Source organism: Bacillus cereus group sp. RP29 (assembly GCF_040459765.1).
GTDB lineage: Bacteria > Bacillota > Bacilli > Bacillales > Bacillaceae_G > Bacillus_A > Bacillus_A paranthracis.
Genome location: NZ_JARVHN010000001.1, coordinates 2,647,407 through 2,666,801, shown reverse-complemented (window position 1 = coordinate 2,666,801; position 19,395 = coordinate 2,647,407). Strand labels below are relative to the sequence as shown.

Sequence of the window (19,395 nt, the reverse complement as noted above, 5' to 3'; positions counted from 1 at the left end):
AGAAATATTACATAAAAATAACATTTATAAGATTTCTTTAAAATTCTTTTTTCCGTTCATAATAAGAATGCTTACTTATACATTTATTTAAAAAGCAAACGTTTCTTAGGAGGTTTTTAATGAGAAAGAAAATATGGCTCATATGCCTTGCATTATTTATTACTATGATTTTCTCTTCATGTAATGCAACAAATGCAAATTCGAAAGGAAAAATTAAACTAGGTGTAACAAGTTGGAAAGAAAACATTGCAACTGCAAATATGTGGAAGGTACTACTAGAACAAAAAGGCTACAAAGTTGAACTCATGTATTTAGAAAAAGCGGCAATTTGGACTGGTGTTGCTCGCGGTGATGTTGATGCTAATTTAGAAGTATGGCTACCCGTTACGGATAAACCACTAAATGATCGTTATAAAGATGATATTGTCTTAAAATCAAAATGGTATGAAGGAACCGGACTAGGTTTAGTTGTCCCTTCTTATGTGAAAAACATAAACAGCATTGAAGATCTAAATGCACATAAAGATGAACTAGATAATAAAATTGTCGGAATTGAACCTGGCAGCAGTCTTATGAATTTAACGAATAAAGCGATGAAGGAATATGATATAAAGCTAAAACTTGTCCAGTCTTCTGAAGCTGCTTTGATGAGTGAACTAAAAAAAGCATATACGAAAAAGAAACCAATCGCTGTTACGCTTTGGAATCCACATTGGGGGTTTTCAGAATTTGACTTAAAATATTTAAAAGACCCTAAGAAAGTATATGGTGAAAAAGATGACATTTATTACTCCGTTCGTAAAGGTTTCGAAAAAGATCATCCGGATATCATAAAATACTTTGATAAATGGAAAATGAACGATGAACAGCTTGGTACATTAATGGTCGAGTTAAATAAAACGAAAGATCCCGAAGAAGCGGCGCGAAAATGGATTAAAAAGAATCAAGCGTTAGTCGATGAATGGATAAAAGATTAATAAAACAGGCTAGAGAATATACTTTACTCTCTAGCCTGCTTTCTGCTATTTTTTCGTAACAACATCATCTACAATCCCATATGCCTTTGCTTCTTCTGCGGTCATAAAATAATCTCTTTCTGTATCATGTGCTACTCTTTCAATCGGTTGCCCTGTTTTTTCTGCAATCATTTTATTAATATCATGTTTTAACTTTAAAATTCTTTTTGCTGTGATTTCAATTTCCGTTGCTTGCCCTTGTGCACCACCAAGCGGCTGATGAATCATAATTTCACTATTTGGGAGTGCAAACCGTTTTCCTTTTGCACCTGATAATAATAGCAATGCACCAAATGATGCTGCAAAGCCCATGCATAGCGTTTGCACGTCTGGTTTGATTAAATTCATCGTATCCAATATGGCAAAACCTGCTGTCGTTGATCCGCCTGGACTATTAATGTATAAAAATATATCTTTCTCTGCATCTTCTGCTTCTAAAAATAATAATTGAGCTACGACACTACTCGCTACTTGATCATTTATTTCTGAACCAATAATAACAATACGGTCTTTTAATAACCTTGAGTATATATCATAGGAACGTTCTCCTAATTTCGTTTGTTCTACAACATATGGAATTGCATTCATTTTAAATCCCTCCAATAATTGTTATGCTGCTAAAAGCATACAACTGTAGGAAGAAGGTTGTTTCACATTAAATAATAAGACTGGCTGTTTAGATGGTAACTTAGTAAAATCTATTGTTGGAAGCAGTTTCGTTAATAATTCCGGTCTCTCTTCTCGAATAGACGTTACTACAACTTCCATATCGTCTGTGAATTCAACTATCTCTATCCCTTCTTCACTTACAGTTTTCAACCTATTTCTACTCCGAAACAAAGAAGCTTTTACTGCCCCTTCCGATACGGAACATACTTTAGCAATATCAGCGATACTATATTGAAAAACATCCTTTAATAATAAAATCGTGGATTGCTGTACATTTAATGAAGATAATACTTTCCCTACCATTTCATGCAAATCTGCAATTTTTTCATGTGGTTCTTCAAAAGTAATTTGGTCTCTTATTTTTTCATGAACTGATTTTGACTTTATTTGATCTAACCAACGATTTCTAGCTATTTTATATACGAGCGTCATACAAATATCTTTATTACTATATTTTTGAAGTACTTTACAAACCGTTTCTTGGGCAAGATCTTCGCCATCCCATTTATTTTTCGTTAAAAATGTACAGTATCTTTTCAACTCTCCGTATTGCTCAATTAAAAAAGTTATATTTGAATGATTCATATCGATATGATTTTTCAAAATATGAGTTACTTTTGTGCACAAAATAACCACTCCTTTTCAGCGCTTACTTAATTAACGATTCAACAAATAAAAAAGTTACGGGGCATATAAAAAAATTATGTTTATGTTCAATAATTCGCGGTCATAAATATGTTATGTACAATTTTACGTGAGGAGGAACAAATTTGCCAAAATTAACAATTGAAGGTGCGGGAACTTTTGATGTAAAAGAAGGCACAAAATTAGTATTAGCAATTGAAGATAACGGTGTAAACATACTCCATCGTTGCGGCGGAAAAGCACGTTGCACAACTTGTAGAGTAGAAATTATAGCCGGTGATTTTTGTGAAGCGAGTGCGAATGAAAAACATGCAATGACTGAAAAAGGGATTGAGGATCATTTACGATTATCTTGTCAAATGCGTGTACATAAGGATATAGTAGTTCGTCCAGTACTTACAGTTGAAAGTTCAGGTCTTGATGCTGGACCACGTCCGGCGGAGTAAAGCGATGGATTTAAAACAGATAGCTGGTGAATATGCTGCAACCTTCGTAAAAGATGGTATGAAGATTGGTCTTGGTACAGGATCAACCGCATACTGGACGATACAAAAATTAGGTCAACGTGTAAAAGAGGGATTATCAATTCAAGCTGTCCCGACATCAAAGGAAACGGAAGCATTGGCACAGCAGCTAAATATTCCGTTGATTTCGTTAAACGACGTACAAAGTCTTGATCTTACAATTGATGGAGCTGATGAAATTGATTCTAATTTACAGCTTATTAAAGGAGGCGGTGGCGCATTACTTCGCGAAAAAATCGTTGCCTCTTCCTCTAAGGAACTACTTATCATTGCTGATGAATCGAAACTCGTAACGCATTTAGGTACTTTCCCATTACCTGTTGAAATTATACCTTTTTCATGGAAACAAACCGAAAGTAAAATTCAATCTTTAGGATGTCAAACAACGTTACGTTTAAAAAATAATGAAATATTTATAACCGATAATAATAATATGATTGTCGATTGTATATTTCCTAATCATATAGCTACTCCTTCCGATTTACACAAAAGATTAAAAATGATTACTGGTGTAGTTGAAACCGGATTGTTTGTTAACATGACTAGTAAGGCGATTATTGGAACAAAAAACGGGATACAGGAATTATAATGAACGCTGACTCTTACAGTCAGCTTTTTTATATTTTCTCGTTATTACGTAACATTATGATATACTATGAAAACAAAAGCACATTACACTAGAAAGGATTGAACAATTTGCACTCCAAACTCATAACAGAACTTACAGATTTAGAAACTGCCTTTCATATTCGAAAAGAAGTATTTGTAAAAGAACAAAATGTCCCACTTGAAGATGAATTCGATATGTTTGATGAAATCGGGGAGAAATGTAAACATATTTTAGTTTATTATAACGAGCTTCCTGTTGGTACAGGTCGCATACGATTTGTTGATGGAACTGGAAAATTAGAACGTATTTGTATTTTAAAAGACTATCGTAAATACGGTTTAGGAAAAGTAATTATTCAAACGTTAGAAGAAATTGCTCGTGAAAAAGAATCTACAAAAGTAAAACTACACGGTCAAACACAGGCTGAAGGATTTTATAAAAAACTAGGTTATCAAACCTCTTCTGATGTATTTATGGAAGATGGCATTCCGCATATACTTATGACGAAAATGTTATCATAATAAAAAAGGCAGTATATGAAACTACTTTACGTATTCATATACTGCCCTTTTTTATTTATAGAAAAATGAATTCTCAAGATGTCCTTTTGCATCAAAGCCCATTATCTCTTAGTTCATACCAAGGTAAAGCTTACACTGTTTTCCATAATGATAAGGCATAAATCCAGTTTGGATCCCCATTTCCTTTATAACTTTGGACTGCTTCATATACTTTTCCCTCGTGTAGAACTTTATCTCCCTTTTCATATGCTTTCTTTGCATCCCATTCTTCATATGAAACGCTTTCAGTTTTTGTAGTAATTATGAATATATCACTCTGTACAGATTCATTTCCAGCTACATCAACAGCTTTCACTACATATTTATAAGTAGTATTAGAGAGTAAATATTTATCCATATAAGAAGTCGTATTGGATGTTGCAATTTTTTCCATTGATCCTTTTGTTTCTCTATAAATATCGTAATGGTCTACACCAATATTATCGTCAGAAGGACTCCACATTAGATCCACACTTGACGCTGTCGTTCCCATACTATGTAATCCTTTTGGTTGTGTTGGTGCTTCTGTATCAGGAGCCTCAACTGTTGTTTTTACTGTAAGCGTTGCACTTTCTTTCGATACATTTCCAGCTGCGTCAATTGCTTTTATAGTATAAGAGTATTCTGTACTTGGTTGTAATTTTTTATCAATAAAATGAGTTCCTGGTACTGTATCAATCATCTCTCCGTTACGGAAGATTTGATACCCTTTTACCCCTACATTATCCGTAGAAGCGGTCCATGCTAGTTCTATACTATTCGCTGTTACTTTTTGTGCCTGAATTCTATTTGGAATGCTTGGAGCTTCTGTGTCTGGTTTTACGTCATTGATGAGATTAACATCAATTACATTATAGAATGCATTTGCTGTATCAGCTACATCCCATACTGCTAAAATTACATGATACCCACTTCTATCAGTAGGTACATTGATTTTGTGAGTTAAATGATTTGAGGCTGCAGAACCATCATGTTGCACAGTTCCAATTGGTTCAAAATCTGCTCTTGTGAGCGCTTTATTTGGATTCCATCCTTTTTTTGTAATATAGTAATGCCATTTGCTCGTTAAGTGAGGCGCTGTATATTTCCACGTAAATGTATTTTCCCCGCCTGTAATTGTATTTTTAAACCAACGATCGGCAGTTTGTTGATCTAAAATACCACCAAACTTACCACCTGCAGAAGCGATTTGACCATCAACTGGGCCAGTTTGCGGGAACCCTTTTGGAGCTTCCAAACTTTGTGGTTCATACATAACACTTCCGCAGTTTACATTTAGTGCACCATAAGTTGGACTACATAAAGCAGATCGGCTGCTCGGCTTTTCAACAAAACCGTGCGCGTATGCGTTTTGAGGAATAAGTGTCGTGCCAATAATTCCAGCTGTTAATGCAACAGCTCCTAGACTTTTTTTGTTCATTTTCATGTTTTGTAGTTGTTTTAAAAATTGATTCTTCATGTTCCTGTCCCCTTCTTGTTATAATTTGTAGTGTAATGTGGGCTTCGATGTAAAAGAATAACAAGAGACAATCTTGTAACGATGTATGTGTGTGTTATGCATACACCGCAGTGAAAATATATTTCATTTCTTGTGAAATATTTCACTTGATGAATATATCATGACATAGAAATCATCAAAGTATGTGCAGAAGTTGTGCAGAAATGATGAAAGCATTAGTAACACGTAAAACTATGGTCCGAATTTGCAAAACAGAATATTTAACATTTCAAAACAACGAATTCTCCGCTTCATATAAAAAAAGAGTGTCTATATCATTTCATATAGACACTCTTCTCATGTATAATTTTCTATTTATTATTGACCTATAAATGTAAAAATCTCATCAGCAGCTTCCTGATAGCCACCAGATTTCAGGAAAGATTCCTTCAAATTCCATGCAACTTCTTTATATGATGGATTATTTAATACAAGTTCTACACTTTCACGTAGTTGTTCTACAGTTAATTCTTTCATAGATAACTTAATCCCAGCTCCTAGATTCTCCACTTGCTTTGCGATTACTGGCTGATCTGCACTTTGCGGAATTACAATGAGTGGAATCCCGTTATATAGCCCTTCATGTGTACTGTTCATTCCACCATGTGTAATAAACAACTTTGTATATGCAAGTAGTTTCGTTTGTGGTACATAGTTTTTCACAATGAAGTTTTTAGGAATTTCACCTAAATCACTTATGTTCGTTTTATTACCAATAGACATTACAATAGTATGCTCGCTATTCTCGAACGCCTTCATACAAAGTTTATAAAAATCAAGCGCTTCATTAAAAACAGTGCCTAGCGAAATGTAAATCGGGCTTTTTTCTTCAATTGAAGTAAAATCAAAGTCTTCATTTTTTACTTGTGCAGGGACGGATGGACCTACAAATTTAAATGTTTCATTAAACATATCTCCAAAAGGCTGGAACTCTTTTATTGTATATACAATAGTAAGTGACGCTGGATTACAGAAAACTTCATATGGTGAGTTTATTTCAACACTATACTTTTCCGCAACCTCCTTAGTTAATCTTTCAAAATCATTATGTATCCTCTCCTGAACTTTCACTGGGATACTTTTAGACAAGTGATCTAACATTTGTTGAAATGATTTTTCATCTTGTGCAAAAGATGTACAGGAATTTATTGCCGGAAGCTTTAAAATTTGAGCAATTATACGGCCACAGCCAAACATCGAATCATGAATCATATAATCAAAATGTTCTCCTTCAATTTGTTCAAGAACACTTGGTATAATAACATCTGCTGTATGTAGAAGGCCATTTATTCTTTCCTGCAAATAATTTCGGCCACCGGAAAGAAATGCTTTTATAAACCTTTGGTCGTCAATTGTTCTTACAATAGCCCCTGTTTTTTCAATACGTTCTCTGAAAGCTTCTATCGAAAAATAAACTACCTCTTCCCCACGCGAAACTAATTCTTCTACAACTTGCAACGTTGGATTTATATGTCCTTCTGATCCAGCATTAATGAATAAAACACGTGCCACTTAAAACACTCCTTACTTTAAATCTTATCTATATTATTTTGCTCTTATAATTTTTCTAAATGGACTTAGCGAGCCTAAATCCAAGGTCATCTATGTAAATTACAACTGGTTTTTTTTTATCTTTGGATAAATTTGATGTATGATTCGTAATCGCATCATATAATTCCATCGTTACAACATACTTTGCAAGAAGAAACGAATTAACTTGGGCTTTCCATTCTTTTTTTATTCGATCATCTCTTAATTCTACTTTTCCTGCTGGAATTTTCACCATATTAGAATCAACTAGCCTAATAAATCTATCCAATTCTATACCCCCAGGTTATTTCTTTTTATAATCTAACCATTTATAGCACTGTACTTCTCTAAAAATAGTCTTACTTCATTTGTAGATTTTAAAATAATAACATCTTTATCCTTACTCAATTGATTTAACTTCTTTAAAATTGTAGGTCGCTTCGTCTTAGGATATTCCCATATCCATTTAAAAAATTGTAAATCAAATCTTTCCTTACATCCCGCGCCCATATCTGGTCTTGTTTTATTCCGATATTGTATAACTCTTTTAAAAGCACGATAAACACATATTGTTCTATGAATATCAAGAAAAATAATTGTATCAGCTGCGTTCATTCTTAGGTCCATTGTCCCGCCATAATTCCCATCAATAATCCACTCATCTTCTTTCACTAATTCATTCTGAACCGTTCTTTGCTCTTCTTTCGGTACTCCTTCCCAATTCGGTTTCCAAAATAGTGCATCAAGATGATGTACTTTAATATTTAATTTATTGCCTAACTGCCTTGCTAATGTAGACTTCCCTGAACCACCAGAACCTATTAATATTATTTTTTTCATATTTGTACACTACTTTCTATTAATTCTTCAATAGTTTCTTTATTAGCAAAAATCCAGAAAAACATCTCTTCATTTAACTTTAATAAATCTTTTAACTGAACAAAATAAGTAATAAAGATAACTTGAATCGAAAGCATCACATACCAAATAGACTGTAGTTCTTCTTTCATTAAAATGTTTTGTTTATTATATCCTTCAAAGATTGTGCTGATAATATGTTGCCACTTCCCTCTTAATACTTCATCACTATATAACTCACTCAAAATACTCGTACAGCAATAGCATAAATCGAATACTCTTACATTACTTTCTAATAGTTCAAAATCTATAAAACCTTGAAATTCATTATCTTTAAAGATTACATTGGATAAGTGCATATCACGATGAATAATTTGCTCTCGTAATGGGTGAACTATTTCTTTGAAAGCTGTATGTATTTGATTCATTTTTCGAATTACATCCTGATGAACATACTCATTCTTTTCTAAAATAGGTAAAGCCCATCCGTATACTACTTTATACAAATCTCTTTTTACTAACCCATTATTATTCACCGAATTAAGTACTTGATGTAAATTAGCTATTTCTTCTCCAATTGTACTTCCTAGCTCCTTCAGATTTTCTGTATCTTTTATTTCAAGTCCACTTCCAGCAATATATTTGTACAAACAATAATACTTCTCTTTATAAAATACATACTTTTTACTATTACTCGTTTTCACTAATTTTTGTACTTTAACCCCTTTTTCCTCAAGCTGTTCTAATACATGTATTTCAACTAATAGTTGTTTTATCGATCCCTTTTCCTTCAAAATATAGGATTTATTATTACAATGAATCTTTGTTACGTTTGCTTTTATTTCAGTAGCTGTGACATCTTTATCTTCAAACCAAAAATTCACAATTTCTAATATATCCTCCATAATAAATACCTCCATTTAAAATCGCTTATTCGTCCTTAATATAAACTCAAAAAGAAATCCTACCCCAACACCAATTGTATAAGCAACTAAATCACTCCACAAAAATCCATAACCTAATACGAGTCCACCTAAAGTCGTTGCACGAATATTATCTATCCATTCAGCATGATACAATTGGCTCACTTCAATCCCGTAGCAAAACATTAAACTAATAAAAGCCAATTTCTTCATTTCTATTTTAGGAAATAAAAATCCAAATCCAATGAAAATCATTAAAGCCCATAAAGCATCACCTAAATAATCATTTAATAGAGCCGGCAGCGCAAAAGCAAATTTTCTTGAACTAAGCCCTAAAATAATAACAAGGATTGTAAACATTGCGTATAGTAATCTATTTCGTTTCGTATTCATTTCAAAACTCCTAATTCATCATTTATAATTGCAAAATAGCTAGTAAAATATAATCATTTTACTAGCTATTTATTAACTGCTTTAACAATAAGAAAATGTGGATTTGTATTTAAATAGTAATAAGAGTTTTTATTTACTTCTTTCATCTTTTCAACTGGCCTCGGTTCAACCATTTTTTCTAACATAAAATAATTTGTTGTTTCATTAATAATATCTTGAAGTGACCTTCTAAAAAATTCAACTTCAATTGTAATGTTTGGTTTAACCCAAGTATCTACTAATAATTGTTTTTCGAAATAATTTTTACAAGTAAACTTTGTAAAGTCCATAAAAGGATGATGAATGGAGTATATAAATTCTCCACCTGGCTTCAGTACTCGACGAAACTCCTGAAATACTTGATTCCAATTTTGTAAGTAATGAAGAGTTAACGAACTTACAATTACATCAAAAGTATTGTCTTCAAATGGCAATATATCTTGCAAGTCATGACAAAGAAACGTTGCTTTATCCCCCATACTTTCCTTTGCAGCTTTTACCATTTCATAACTTACGTCAATTGCAGTAACATTTGCTCCTCTTTCTACAAATTGAGAAGTATACCATCCAGCTGCACATCCGGCATCTAGTATACTCTTCCCTTCTAATTTCTTTGGAACCATCTCCATCATCGCTGGTCTTTCATAATAGCTGTTATATGGATTTGCCACATCTAGATTTTCTTTATATGTACTCGCTAATTTATCATATGTATCTTTAATCGTGTCTTTCAATACATCCACCCCTTATACATATTAATCTAATAACTCTTGCTGCTTTCTCTTTGAAAATGATTGTAGAACTAAATCATACGACCAATCAATCATCTTATTAATTTGCACCTGTTCCACATCTTTATGTATATACACCGTATTCCAATGTTTTTTATTCATATGATAACCCGGAATGATTGTTTCTGGATACTCTTCTCTTAATCTTAGCGCAAGTTCTGGATCACATTTTAATGTTATTGCCGCTTTTTCGCCTTCTTCATGGTTCAATATCGCAAATATTTTATTATTAAGCCTCATACACGTTGCATTCCAACCATCTGGTGAATCTTCTGTCGCTTTTCTTTTCGATAAACAATATTCCCTTGTTGCATTCATTCTAATTCTCCCCTTATTCTTTCACTATTTGATTACGATGCATCACAATTTGTTTCGTCGCTTGAAATTGTTTTTGACCATAAAACTTTATAAGCTTCTCTCCACAAAATAAGCTCACAATATCGATATGAGATATTTCTTCAAGTAACATTGTAAGCATCTTCTCTCCAATACCTTTATTCCTTACACTCTCATTCACAACAACATCTTCTAAGTACGCTCGAAAAACACCATCTGAAACAACTCTAGCAAAACCAATTAACTCATTTTCTTTCCATACCCCAATTGCTATACTATTTTTTAACATTTTTTGAATATCGATTTCTTTTCTTTCTGGCCACCAACCGACAGAATCGTAAAGCCTCTTTAATTTTTCTGAACAGATTGGTTTCTCATCTTGTAATTTATATGTATACATTTTCTTTCTCCCATTTAACATGATATAAATTATTATAAATGATTTTATAAATTTATAATATGGATTTTACAATTGCAATATAAACAATTCTCTAATACCTTTCCTATCCCCTCTATTAAGTTAGATTATTTCAAATTAACGAATTTATGGAAATACAAAACAACTAATAAAATATTTACTTATTAAACTTTGAATTACTTGTAATAAATGGTAAAGTTAATAAGGTAAAAAATACATTAAGTGAGTCGATTTTTTGAAAAAGTTTAGTTTATTACTAACAGCATTTGTCATGATTTTAACATTGTTCATTCCAAATCTTACAAGTGCTAAAGCTTTCCCAGATGTCCAATCTAATCATTGGGCAATTAAGGAAATTAACTATTTATCGGATAAAGGTATCATTAATGGTACGCCAGAAGGAACTTTTAAACCGGGTGATGATGTAACTCGTGGACAAATGGCCTTAATGCTAGATTTATCATTAAAATTAGAAAAACCATCTAGCTATAATCATATTTTTTCCGATGTAGCCAAAGGTATCTATTACTATGATTCTGTACATAAGTTAGCACATAATAACATTGTACAACGTGAAACAAACTATTTCCCTGACCGTTCATTAACTCGTGCAGAAATGGCAGTAGTTTTAGTTAAAACTTTTAATTTGCAACCTACAGGTGCAGACGTCAATTTCCCTGATGTTCCATCTACTCATTGGGGTTACAATTTTGTCAAAATTTTAGCTCAAAATAATATTACAGCTGGGTTTCCTGATGGTACATTTGGTCCAGACATAAAAGTAACTCGTGAACAGTTCGCCGCATTTTTAGCTCGTGTATTAGAACCTAGTTTCCGTCCGGCTCTTCCTAAGCCTAAAGGAGAGTTAGAAGTTCATTATATTGATGTAGGACAAGGTGATGCTACTTTTATTAAATCTCCAAGTGGCGAAACGATCCTTATTGACGGTGGTAACAACGGAAAAGGTAAAGTAGTAGCAAATTATTTAAAAGGATTAGGATTCCAAACTATCGATTATATGATTGCTACTCATCCTGATGCCGATCATGTAGGCGGATTGGATGAAGTACTTTATGCTATGAATGTAAAAAACGTTTACGCACCTAAAGTAAGCCATACGACACAAACGTTTCAAGACTTTTTAACTGCAGTAGCTAACAAAGGGTTAACTATTAAAGAAGCGAAGTCTGGAGTAACTTTATCAATCAATGGTTTAAACTCACAATTTTTAGCTCCTGTTAAAGAATACGGTAACGATCTAAATGAGTGGAGTGCTGTATTAAAAGTAACACATGGCAGCAAATCTTTCTTATTTACTGGTGATGCTGAATCTAAAAGTGAAAAAGATATGGTTGCAACGTATGGTTCCGGCCTAAAATCCGATGTATTAAAACCTGGCCATCACGGAAGTAAGACTTCTTCTTCTCAACCATTTTTAGATGCAGTGAAACCAAGTATCGCTGTAATCAGTGCAGGTGCAGGTAACCGATATGGCCATCCCACACAGGAAACTTTAGCAAAGTTAAATGCAATGTCTGTTAAAGTATATAGAACGGATTTAAATGGAACTGTAATTATTACTAGTGATAGTTCTAACATTTCTGTAAGAACGGAGAGATAATTATGAAGAGAGGTATTATTGACCGTTTCGAAGGCGAACTAGCAGTTATTGAAGTGAATAACGTAACAATTGATGTACCTAAATCCAAACTCCCTTCCACTGCAAAAGAGGGTGATGTTCTCATAATAGAGGATGATACATATACAATTGATAAGGATGAAACAGATAAAAGAAGACGTGAAATACAAGATTTAATGAATAAGCTATTTGAATAGTAAAAAAAGAAAATCCTTGTAATACGAATCGAACTATTTCTTCGCATAATTGCATCAGATGGATTAGTTTCTATAAACTAAAAAAAGCATCGCCTTATTGGCGATGCTTTTAAAAAACACTTTTCTTGCAAAACACGAATACTATAACCTCTTCTCTAAAAAGTGTTGATTATGCCCTTTCGGATGATCTTCAACAACACCATATTCTCGGTAGCCATGCTTTTTATAAAATTCTGGTGCTTGAAAACTAAATGAATCTAATAATATTAATCTACAACCTTTTTCCTTCGCAATATCTTCAATTTTATGTAATAGTTGACTACCATAACCATCATGACGAACTGAATCATCAACCCATAAAAAATCTATATGAAGATGATAAAAATACATCGTACCTGTTACGCCGCCAAAGATTTTCCCAGCCTCATCTTTCAGAACAAAACTTACTTGTTCCATCGGCTGTTTTGCTTCATCTGTTAAAATAGACATGTTATATTGAATGACTTTATTCTTTATATATTCTCCTTCTATGCGAGTACCATTCTCTATGCGTTTCATATATCTCTTCCTTTCAACTTAGTAAGCTATCTCTCATTTTTACTTTTCCTTTTTAACATACTAATAAATACGAAACCACCATAAATAACAAAGCATGAAAAGCCAATTATACCTGGTACAGAAACATAGCCTATTCTTATGTAACTTATAACTGCAAAACAAGCGATAGATAGTAAAATAGATGGCCAAAATAAAAGAGCTGTTTTTTTTCGTCTCTCTTTCTTCTCAGAAACACGTGTACCAAAAAGTAATACAATACAAATGAGGATCGCTGCAAAATAAATAGTATCTAATGACAAATTGTGATTGTATAGTGCGATACCCACTTCAAGAGCAATAATCGTTACAATTAACATAATGATTGTTGATGTCTTTAAGTTTCTTTTCAATTACTCACTCCTAGCATGCTTTCACTATATTCTTTGTATATGTACTTCAAAGCTACCGCAAAAGCTTCATCTACCTCTTTATTTTCAAGTCGGTTAGGTAAATCTTTTCCCCCAATAACATAAAGAAACGGAAATTCGTTAAATATTCCTATTATACCAATATTTATTGCAGCTGAAGATAGCCCACCTGTCATATGAGCTAAGTGATATGAATGTATTCCTTCATATTCAGCTTGCTGTCTTACCATGCCGCTAATAATTGGTTCCCATAATTCTGCTTCTGATTTATAACCCTGAAAAATATGTACTAAAAGTGAAAGAACTTCATTTAATTCTCCAACATTTTTCTCATCTCTAGCGTCCTCTTGTATATAAATTTTTGAAAAGTACGTTTGGGCATACATTTTCACAGCATCCCATCCACCACAGTACATTACAACTGACTGTGCAACGTAACTATCATGACATGCTATCATCACTTCTACTGCTTTACTAAGTGTTAAAGTCCTTCTTCCTTGTAAATGTGGATACAACTGCGCACTATCTTCATTTGGATTAAATTTAACATGATGAAGTATATCATGCCAATTACATTTATTTTCCTTCACCATCTGCGCTACTACAAATCCTATTGTTACTTTTGCTGCCGATGCTAACGGAATATTTAATTCACTATTATATGAAGCAACTATGCGATTACTTTTTGTAGAATAAATAGCTATCCCAACATGATCAGATTGTATCTCTTTCATTTTTTGAATGACAGTTTCCATTTCCCAGCCTCTTTTCCAAACGTTATATTATTTTTTAATAATTCAATATATAATATAAAATCCCTTTTTAGATAAGCATTCTTATGATTACAATAAGAAAAAGGTAGCATGAATAACTCCATGCTACCTAAGATACTAATTTTCTATTCTTCTAAAGGATTTTTAGGACCATTAAGCTCCAATTGATAAAAAGCTAAATCTAGCCATTTATTAAACTTATAACCAGCCTTTTTAATCGTCCCTGCATGAACAAATCCATAGTTTTCATGTAAGGCAATACTTTTCTCGTTTTCCGCATCAATTCCAGCAATTAAAGTCATATATTCTCTTTCTTTTGCAATTGTGATCAATGCTCTCATCAAAGAAGTTCCAATCCCACATTTTCTATATTCCTTATCAACATACACAGAATGCTCAATTGAATATTTGTAGGCAGGCCAAGCTCTAAACGGACCGAATGTCGCAAATCCTACTACTTTATTATCTAGTTCGTATACAAAAATCGGATAACCATCAGCCTTTTTTTGTTCATACCAATCTATTCTATTTTCAAGGGTTACGGGTTTATACGTATATACAGCAGTTGTATTCAGTATCGCATCATTATAAATATCTAAAATGTATATTACATCTTTTTCCGTTGCTTCCCTTATCATCGTTTTTTTCCTTTCATATACGTTCTCTTTTTAACTACCTATTTGTTACACGAACACTAGCTTTTCGAAAGCCATCATAAATGTTTAATGCAGCAGATAAAACGTAAATGAGAATACCCCCACTAATTAGCCACTTTTTAAGTTCTTCCGGAGAAATAGTGAACACATTTACCACAAACGTAATAAATCCATCGGTAAATATGTGCGGATTTACTACAATTATAATGAATACTATCGTTCCAGCTATTTGGAGAATAGCATTCCCGATTGCCAATCTTTTTGTCCATTGTCCCTGTACTAATTTATAAAGAGATATCGCTATTTCAAAAACAATTATCATCACAACGATTGGCCAATACTGAAGTAACACATCTTGATTAAACGTTGGCGCGACAAACTTCAATCCACTTCCCGTACCACTGTATACGCCAACGAGATGATTCGCATAAAAATAAAGTGTACCCCATATTGCCGTCCACATTAACCCTCCAAAAACTTCAAACTTGGAGATTGCTTTTTTCTTCGGAATGTACGAAATGTTTTTCAAATCATCTGGCGTCCACTTTTTTAAATTTGTCGTCAACGGCTCGGTATCTTTGTTTTTATCCGTTCTTTCTAAAATAGCAAATACGAGTGTTAACCAGAAAAATACATGGAGGGCTACTTCAAAAATTTCTCCAATGCCTTTACCTATTACTTGTAAAATAACATTTAATACTGCTTGATCACCAGTATAACTTAAAAAATTTTCTGCAACCATTGCAATGAGTGCAATAACAACTGCAATTGGAATGATCATTTTTAATAATGTCGTATATACATCAAAATAACGCGGTCCAATTAAATGCATCGGTCTATCCAAATATCCATTAGCTAATGAAACCGGACTCCCCAATTTTTCAAGAACCCTTTTTTCATCATCTTCATTATAATCATCAGGCAACATATCCTCAATTGTTGACCGTAGCTCAAGAATAATATCTTCACGATTTTTTTCAGGTAATCTCTTCGCTACTTCCTCGACATAAATATCAATCAAATTCATTCTTGTCCTCCTCCTTTAATAAGTTATAAAGTTCTTTCGAATCTTTTATCCATTCCTTTCTCAACTGCTGGAATATTTCTAATCCGTATTCAGTTAAAACATAATATTTACGAGGTCTACTCTCTGTTTTATCCCAACTACTCGTCACTAGCTCTTGCTTTTCTAACCGGCGAAGTAGTGGATATAAAGTACTTTGATCGATTACGATTCCTGATTTCTCTAATAATTGGACAAGTGAATATCCATACTGCGGCGTTCTTAATTGGCTTAAAACTGCTAATGTTAATGTACCTCTTCTTAGCTCAGTAATTAATGAATTTAATAAAGCATCCATATATTCACCTCATTTCCATTACTATATGTCATACAGTATATGTTTTATACTATGTATCGTACAGTATTATGGTGACAAACACAATGTTTTTTACCAAAAAACGGATAATAAAAAACACAAATTTGTAATTTGTGCTTTTCTAGCTTACTTATAACACGCTTAACTTTGTAACTCTGGTAATATAAATTCCCCTTTTTCCTTAAGCAATGGATCAACATCTATAATTGCATCTATATTAATTGCTCCGTAAACATGCGGATATTCTTGGCCGTTAGAAGCAAGTTCATATTTTATTTCTGCTTTCACTAAGGATGGATCAATTGTCAGTAATAAAACATCTACTTCATGAATAAAATATTTTGCTGCAACGTTTAAAGCTTGTTCAAAAAACGAACAATGAATAAATCCCTCTTCTTTTAATGAGGCTTCATTAATTTCTCCATTTATCTTTGCGATTTCCCAATTTCTCTTTGTTATTACTTTTGTAATCATTGTTATTCTCTCCCCGTACCTTTATATGGAAAAACAAGAGGTCCTTCTTTTTGTTACTAGAAAAGCCTCTTGCGTTTCATTTTTATTTTAATCCGTTAATTAAAGGCGATGCTTCCCCACTATGGAAAATCCATAAATCATGAAGTGATCTCGTACATCCGACATATAGTAACTTCGCATCGTGTTTTGTATTTTTGTAATGTTCTTCATCAACATCAATGAGTAGCACAGCGTCAAATTCTAGCCCTTTTGCCAAGTATACAGGTACTACTGAAATACCACCTTCATATTTACTTTGATCTGCTTCAATGACGTTTACAGCTACTCCTGCCTTTGTTAATTTCTCATATATATCGCGACATTCATCGTCTGTTCTTCCTATTACCGCAATTGTTTTCACATCATCATTTTGTAAATGTTTTAACGTCTTCATAATCTCATTAAATTGATCTTCTGCTTGAATTACTTTGACCTCTTCACCACTACGAAAAACTGGTGTCGCAAGCCCTACTGGAATCTCGGCGTTTTTAATTATTTCGTTCGCAAATTCAATAATTTCTTTTGTAGAACGATAGCTCCTCGTCAGTTCATAATAGCCTGTTTCTTGGAATACTTCCTTAAAAGCACTCCAATCTTCAATCCCTTGGTAATCATAAATCGCTTGAGATAAATCACCTAATATAGTGAAAGAATTACCTAATGTAATTTCTTTTAATACATAAACTTGGAATGGTGAGAAATCTTGCGCTTCATCAATAACGACGTGATGAAATTTCTGCCCGATTTCAATACCTGTTATGCGATGATGTATGTAAATTAAAGCGGGTAAATCTTCTACATACACTTCTTTTTTACGACAACTCTTCTCAGTTTCTTTCACAAGTTCCTCGGGTAATACTTCGAGTATTTCTTTGCTTTTCAATATTGAACTATATATTGAAAGCGAGCTCATTTTCGGCCAAAACTTCATATAACTGTTCAATCTCTTTGTCGCTTCTTTTTTTAATAATTTCTTCTCGTTTGTTTCGCCATACTTTTTTAGTTCAATTTCAATCCAGCGCTTCATTCGGCCAACTAAACGTTCTCTTCTTTTCTTTAATGGATAATGTTTATACTCAACTTGCATCCATTTTTTTATATCTTCCACTGGAATAACAGCTTTATCCCATGCCTCAAAATTACTTGTTGGCACTAGTTCTTTTTCAAATTGAACCATTTGCTCTTCAATAAAGGACTTAAATTCTAGCGTACCTTTCAATTTACCAAGCATAACCTTTTTTTCATCACGATTAATAGAAAATGCTTCTTTCAACTTTTCTTCTGTCTGCTTCAGTTTCACCGAATCATCTAACGTACGTAATGCCCAGTCCGGAAATGTTGTTTGACTAATATTCCCAACACCTAATTCAGGAAGCACACTCGAAATATAGTCTAAAAACAGACTATTCGGAGCGAATACAATCATTCTTTCAGCTTCTAGTTGCTCACGATATTCATAAATTAAAAAAGCAAGGCGATGTAAAGCGATCGTTGTTTTACCGCTTCCTGCAACCCCTTGAATTAATAATGGCAAGTTTCTTTCCGCACGAATAATATCATTTTGCTCCGATTGAATCGTCGAAACAATATCCTTTAGTTTATTATCTTTATTCTCACCTAATCGATATAGAAGAAAATCATCGGCATGCGAGACATCTTCATTTCCTTTTACATATGTATCAACAACACGTTCTAATTCTCTTTTTCGAATAGAGATATTTCGCTTTAAATAAACATCACCTTCTACTAATCCATCCGGTGATTGATAAAACGCTAATTCTTCACCGCCGGTAAATGAATAAAACATACTTGCGACAGGTGCCCGCCAATCAATTACAATTGGCTTCATCGTATCTTTATCTGAAACACCAACTTTACCGATGTAAATCGGCATAACTTCTTCCTTGCCATCCTCTTGAAAATCTAATCTACCAAAGTACGGTTCTTGTACCCCAATACGTAAGTTTTGTCTATTAGACTCCCTCATACTTTCAAGAATTTGCTCTTTAAAATCATCGCCGTAATAAACTGGAATTTTTTCAAGCTGTTCTAATTGATCATCCATCGTACGTAATGTATCTTTCATTTTTTGTAACTCTTCTTCAAAAATGTTGTTCATTTGATGATTCCCTCCTGTCCGTTCTAATTTTTCAGTCGAAATATAATTGTATTAAAAATCCAATTATAAAGTCAAGGACTTAATTTGTTTTTTCTGAAAAAACTTACTTTTCACCTTTCTAATATTGAAATTCCAATGAGATTTTTACATGATAAGAATATATAACATCTAAATCATACAACTACACATATAATAATGTGATTTATACAAAAGCCGCTATTTTCTATTGATTAAAAGGACTTTATACTATCTAACTAAGTTTCCCTTACATACTCTCCAGCTTCTTTTCTAGTTATCTATTATTTCATTGATAAAATACCCAAGGTCACAAAAGTCAAAAATAA

24 protein-coding genes and 1 pseudogene are annotated in these 19,395 nt (G+C 33.0%); 6 read left to right on the top strand and 19 right to left on the bottom strand.

The window, feature by feature from the left end; translation table 11 throughout:
- Positions 1-119: 119 nt before the first annotated feature.
- Entirely contained in the window at positions 120-977 is an 858-nt protein-coding gene (locus QCI47_RS14220) for a glycine betaine ABC transporter substrate-binding protein (RefSeq protein WP_001227645.1), read from the top strand.
- Between the two features lie 45 nt (positions 978-1,022).
- On the opposite strand, the gene clpP is transcribed toward QCI47_RS14220, so the two are convergent.
- Both clpP and QCI47_RS14210 read right to left on the bottom strand, forming a co-directional pair.
- Entirely contained in the window at positions 1,023-1,604 is a 582-nt protein-coding gene (gene clpP, locus QCI47_RS14215) for an ATP-dependent Clp endopeptidase proteolytic subunit ClpP (RefSeq protein WP_000991625.1), read from the bottom strand.
- Positions 1,605-1,625: 21 nt separating this feature from the next.
- Positions 1,626-2,312, bottom strand: a complete 687-nt coding sequence (locus tag QCI47_RS14210; protein WP_000337497.1) for an RNA polymerase subunit sigma-70 — start codon at positions 2,310-2,312, stop codon at positions 1,626-1,628.
- A 143-nt stretch (positions 2,313-2,455) separates the two neighbouring features.
- Between QCI47_RS14210 and QCI47_RS14205 the strand changes: the two genes are divergently transcribed.
- From QCI47_RS14205 to QCI47_RS14195, 3 genes are all read left to right on the top strand, one after another.
- Positions 2,456-2,776, top strand: coding sequence for a 2Fe-2S iron-sulfur cluster-binding protein (locus tag QCI47_RS14205; RefSeq protein WP_001125376.1), 321 nt, complete (start codon positions 2,456-2,458; stop codon positions 2,774-2,776).
- A gap of 4 nt (positions 2,777-2,780) precedes the next feature.
- Positions 2,781-3,443 (top strand): ribose 5-phosphate isomerase A, encoded by a 663-nt coding sequence (gene rpiA / locus QCI47_RS14200; RefSeq protein ID WP_073541730.1) that lies wholly within the window; start codon positions 2,781-2,783, stop codon positions 3,441-3,443.
- Positions 3,444-3,550: 107 nt separating this feature from the next.
- Complete coding sequence (locus QCI47_RS14195) at positions 3,551-3,985, top strand: GNAT family N-acetyltransferase (protein ID WP_000555715.1); 435 nt, start codon at positions 3,551-3,553, stop codon at positions 3,983-3,985.
- 130 nt (positions 3,986-4,115) lie between these two features.
- Here QCI47_RS14195 and QCI47_RS14190 read toward each other — a convergent pair whose 3' ends face one another.
- The 9 genes and pseudogenes from QCI47_RS14190 to QCI47_RS14150 all read right to left on the bottom strand — a co-directional run bounded on the left by QCI47_RS14190 (position 4,116) and on the right by QCI47_RS14150 (position 10,792).
- A complete protein-coding gene (locus QCI47_RS14190; protein WP_000795733.1) occupies positions 4,116-5,483 on the bottom strand; it encodes a lytic polysaccharide monooxygenase in 1,368 nt (455 codons plus the stop codon).
- Between the two features lie 357 nt (positions 5,484-5,840).
- Entirely contained in the window at positions 5,841-7,034 is a 1,194-nt protein-coding gene (locus tag QCI47_RS14185) for a macrolide family glycosyltransferase (RefSeq protein ID WP_000124899.1), read from the bottom strand.
- A 100-nt stretch (positions 7,035-7,134) separates the two neighbouring features.
- A pseudogene (locus QCI47_RS14180) lies at positions 7,135-7,341 on the bottom strand (hypothetical protein); the annotation flags it as partial.
- A 32-nt stretch (positions 7,342-7,373) separates the two neighbouring features.
- Positions 7,374-7,892, bottom strand: a complete 519-nt coding sequence (locus QCI47_RS14175) for a DNA topology modulation protein (protein ID WP_242231066.1) — start codon at positions 7,890-7,892, stop codon at positions 7,374-7,376.
- The gene (locus tag QCI47_RS14170) at positions 7,889-8,815 is read right to left on the bottom strand and encodes a phosphotransferase enzyme family protein (RefSeq protein ID WP_000389483.1); all 927 of its coding nucleotides are present in this window, start codon (positions 8,813-8,815) and stop codon (positions 7,889-7,891) included. Before QCI47_RS14170 ends, QCI47_RS14175 begins: the two co-directional genes overlap by 4 nt.
- A 15-nt stretch (positions 8,816-8,830) precedes the next feature.
- Positions 8,831-9,226, bottom strand: a complete 396-nt coding sequence (locus QCI47_RS14165; protein ID WP_242231067.1) for a ribosomal maturation YjgA family protein — start codon at positions 9,224-9,226, stop codon at positions 8,831-8,833.
- A gap of 65 nt (positions 9,227-9,291) precedes the next feature.
- On the bottom strand, positions 9,292-9,999 hold the full coding sequence (locus tag QCI47_RS14160) for a class I SAM-dependent methyltransferase (protein WP_309423094.1): 708 nt from the start codon (positions 9,997-9,999) through the stop codon (positions 9,292-9,294).
- A gap of 21 nt (positions 10,000-10,020) precedes the next feature.
- Positions 10,021-10,374 (bottom strand): MmcQ/YjbR family DNA-binding protein, encoded by a 354-nt coding sequence (locus tag QCI47_RS14155; RefSeq protein WP_000994635.1) that lies wholly within the window; start codon positions 10,372-10,374, stop codon positions 10,021-10,023.
- Between the two features lie 13 nt (positions 10,375-10,387).
- Positions 10,388-10,792, bottom strand: coding sequence for a GNAT family N-acetyltransferase (locus QCI47_RS14150; protein ID WP_242231068.1), 405 nt, complete (start codon positions 10,790-10,792; stop codon positions 10,388-10,390).
- A 253-nt stretch (positions 10,793-11,045) separates the two neighbouring features.
- Between QCI47_RS14150 and QCI47_RS14145 the strand changes: the two genes are divergently transcribed.
- Positions 11,046-12,431, top strand: coding sequence for an S-layer homology domain-containing protein (locus QCI47_RS14145; RefSeq protein ID WP_061130465.1), 1,386 nt, complete (start codon positions 11,046-11,048; stop codon positions 12,429-12,431).
- A 2-nt stretch (positions 12,432-12,433) separates the two neighbouring features.
- Positions 12,434-12,646, top strand: coding sequence for a DUF3006 domain-containing protein (locus tag QCI47_RS14140; protein WP_000820164.1), 213 nt, complete (start codon positions 12,434-12,436; stop codon positions 12,644-12,646).
- 141 nt (positions 12,647-12,787) lie between these two features.
- Here the strand turns inward: QCI47_RS14140 and QCI47_RS14135 are convergent, their stop codons facing one another.
- The 8 genes from QCI47_RS14135 to QCI47_RS14100 form a co-directional block, all read right to left on the bottom strand.
- Entirely contained in the window at positions 12,788-13,204 is a 417-nt protein-coding gene (locus QCI47_RS14135; RefSeq protein ID WP_071741990.1) for a GNAT family N-acetyltransferase, read from the bottom strand.
- Positions 13,205-13,230: 26 nt separating this feature from the next.
- The gene (locus QCI47_RS14130) at positions 13,231-13,593 is read right to left on the bottom strand and encodes a hypothetical protein (protein WP_076872152.1); all 363 of its coding nucleotides are present in this window, start codon (positions 13,591-13,593) and stop codon (positions 13,231-13,233) included.
- The gene (locus QCI47_RS14125; RefSeq protein ID WP_061130464.1) at positions 13,590-14,366 is read right to left on the bottom strand and encodes a serine hydrolase; all 777 of its coding nucleotides are present in this window, start codon (positions 14,364-14,366) and stop codon (positions 13,590-13,592) included. The genes QCI47_RS14130 and QCI47_RS14125 overlap by 4 nt, the downstream gene beginning before the upstream one ends.
- Positions 14,367-14,509: 143 nt before the next feature.
- Positions 14,510-15,022, bottom strand: a complete 513-nt coding sequence (locus QCI47_RS14120; protein WP_000617502.1) for a GNAT family N-acetyltransferase — start codon at positions 15,020-15,022, stop codon at positions 14,510-14,512.
- A gap of 34 nt (positions 15,023-15,056) precedes the next feature.
- Entirely contained in the window at positions 15,057-16,067 is a 1,011-nt protein-coding gene (locus QCI47_RS14115; protein ID WP_076867709.1) for an HAAS signaling domain-containing protein, read from the bottom strand.
- Positions 16,054-16,401, bottom strand: coding sequence for a PadR family transcriptional regulator (locus QCI47_RS14110; protein ID WP_000339349.1), 348 nt, complete (start codon positions 16,399-16,401; stop codon positions 16,054-16,056). Before QCI47_RS14110 ends, QCI47_RS14115 begins: the two co-directional genes overlap by 14 nt.
- A 159-nt stretch (positions 16,402-16,560) precedes the next feature.
- Positions 16,561-16,893: a DUF952 domain-containing protein gene (locus QCI47_RS14105; protein WP_309423099.1), complete on the bottom strand. Its 333-nt coding sequence runs from the start codon at positions 16,891-16,893 to the stop codon at positions 16,561-16,563.
- 82 nt (positions 16,894-16,975) lie between these two features.
- Entirely contained in the window at positions 16,976-19,051 is a 2,076-nt protein-coding gene (locus QCI47_RS14100) for a HelD family protein (RefSeq protein ID WP_076867707.1), read from the bottom strand.
- Between the last annotated feature and the right edge of the window lie 344 nt (positions 19,052-19,395).

Coding starts and splice junctions, on each gene's coding strand:
- QCI47_RS14100 (WP_076867707.1), bottom strand. CDS start 19,051: ATGAACAACATTTTTGAAGAAGAGTTACAAAAAATGAAAGATACATTA.
- QCI47_RS14190 (WP_000795733.1), bottom strand. CDS start 5,483: ATGAAGAATCAATTTTTAAAACAACTACAAAACATGAAAATGAACAAA.
- QCI47_RS14175 (WP_242231066.1), bottom strand. CDS start 7,892: ATGAAAAAAATAATATTAATAGGTTCTGGTGGTTCAGGGAAGTCTACA.
- rpiA (WP_073541730.1), top strand. CDS start 2,781: ATGGATTTAAAACAGATAGCTGGTGAATATGCTGCAACCTTCGTAAAA.
- QCI47_RS14120 (WP_000617502.1), bottom strand. CDS start 15,022: ATGATAAGGGAAGCAACGGAAAAAGATGTAATATACATTTTAGATATT.
- QCI47_RS14125 (WP_061130464.1), bottom strand. CDS start 14,366: ATGGAAACTGTCATTCAAAAAATGAAAGAGATACAATCTGATCATGTT.
- QCI47_RS14105 (WP_309423099.1), bottom strand. CDS start 16,893: ATGATTACAAAAGTAATAACAAAGAGAAATTGGGAAATCGCAAAGATA.
- QCI47_RS14155 (WP_000994635.1), bottom strand. CDS start 10,374: ATGAATGCAACAAGGGAATATTGTTTATCGAAAAGAAAAGCGACAGAA.
- QCI47_RS14135 (WP_071741990.1), bottom strand. CDS start 13,204: ATGAAACGCATAGAGAATGGTACTCGCATAGAAGGAGAATATATAAAG.
- QCI47_RS14170 (WP_000389483.1), bottom strand. CDS start 8,815: ATGGAGGATATATTAGAAATTGTGAATTTTTGGTTTGAAGATAAAGAT.
- QCI47_RS14140 (WP_000820164.1), top strand. CDS start 12,434: ATGAAGAGAGGTATTATTGACCGTTTCGAAGGCGAACTAGCAGTTATT.
- QCI47_RS14220 (WP_001227645.1), top strand. CDS start 120: ATGAGAAAGAAAATATGGCTCATATGCCTTGCATTATTTATTACTATG.
- clpP (WP_000991625.1), bottom strand. CDS start 1,604: ATGAATGCAATTCCATATGTTGTAGAACAAACGAAATTAGGAGAACGT.
- QCI47_RS14165 (WP_242231067.1), bottom strand. CDS start 9,226: ATGAATACGAAACGAAATAGATTACTATACGCAATGTTTACAATCCTT.
- QCI47_RS14110 (WP_000339349.1), bottom strand. CDS start 16,401: ATGGATGCTTTATTAAATTCATTAATTACTGAGCTAAGAAGAGGTACA.
- QCI47_RS14150 (WP_242231068.1), bottom strand. CDS start 10,792: ATGTATACATATAAATTACAAGATGAGAAACCAATCTGTTCAGAAAAA.
- QCI47_RS14115 (WP_076867709.1), bottom strand. CDS start 16,067: ATGAATTTGATTGATATTTATGTCGAGGAAGTAGCGAAGAGATTACCT.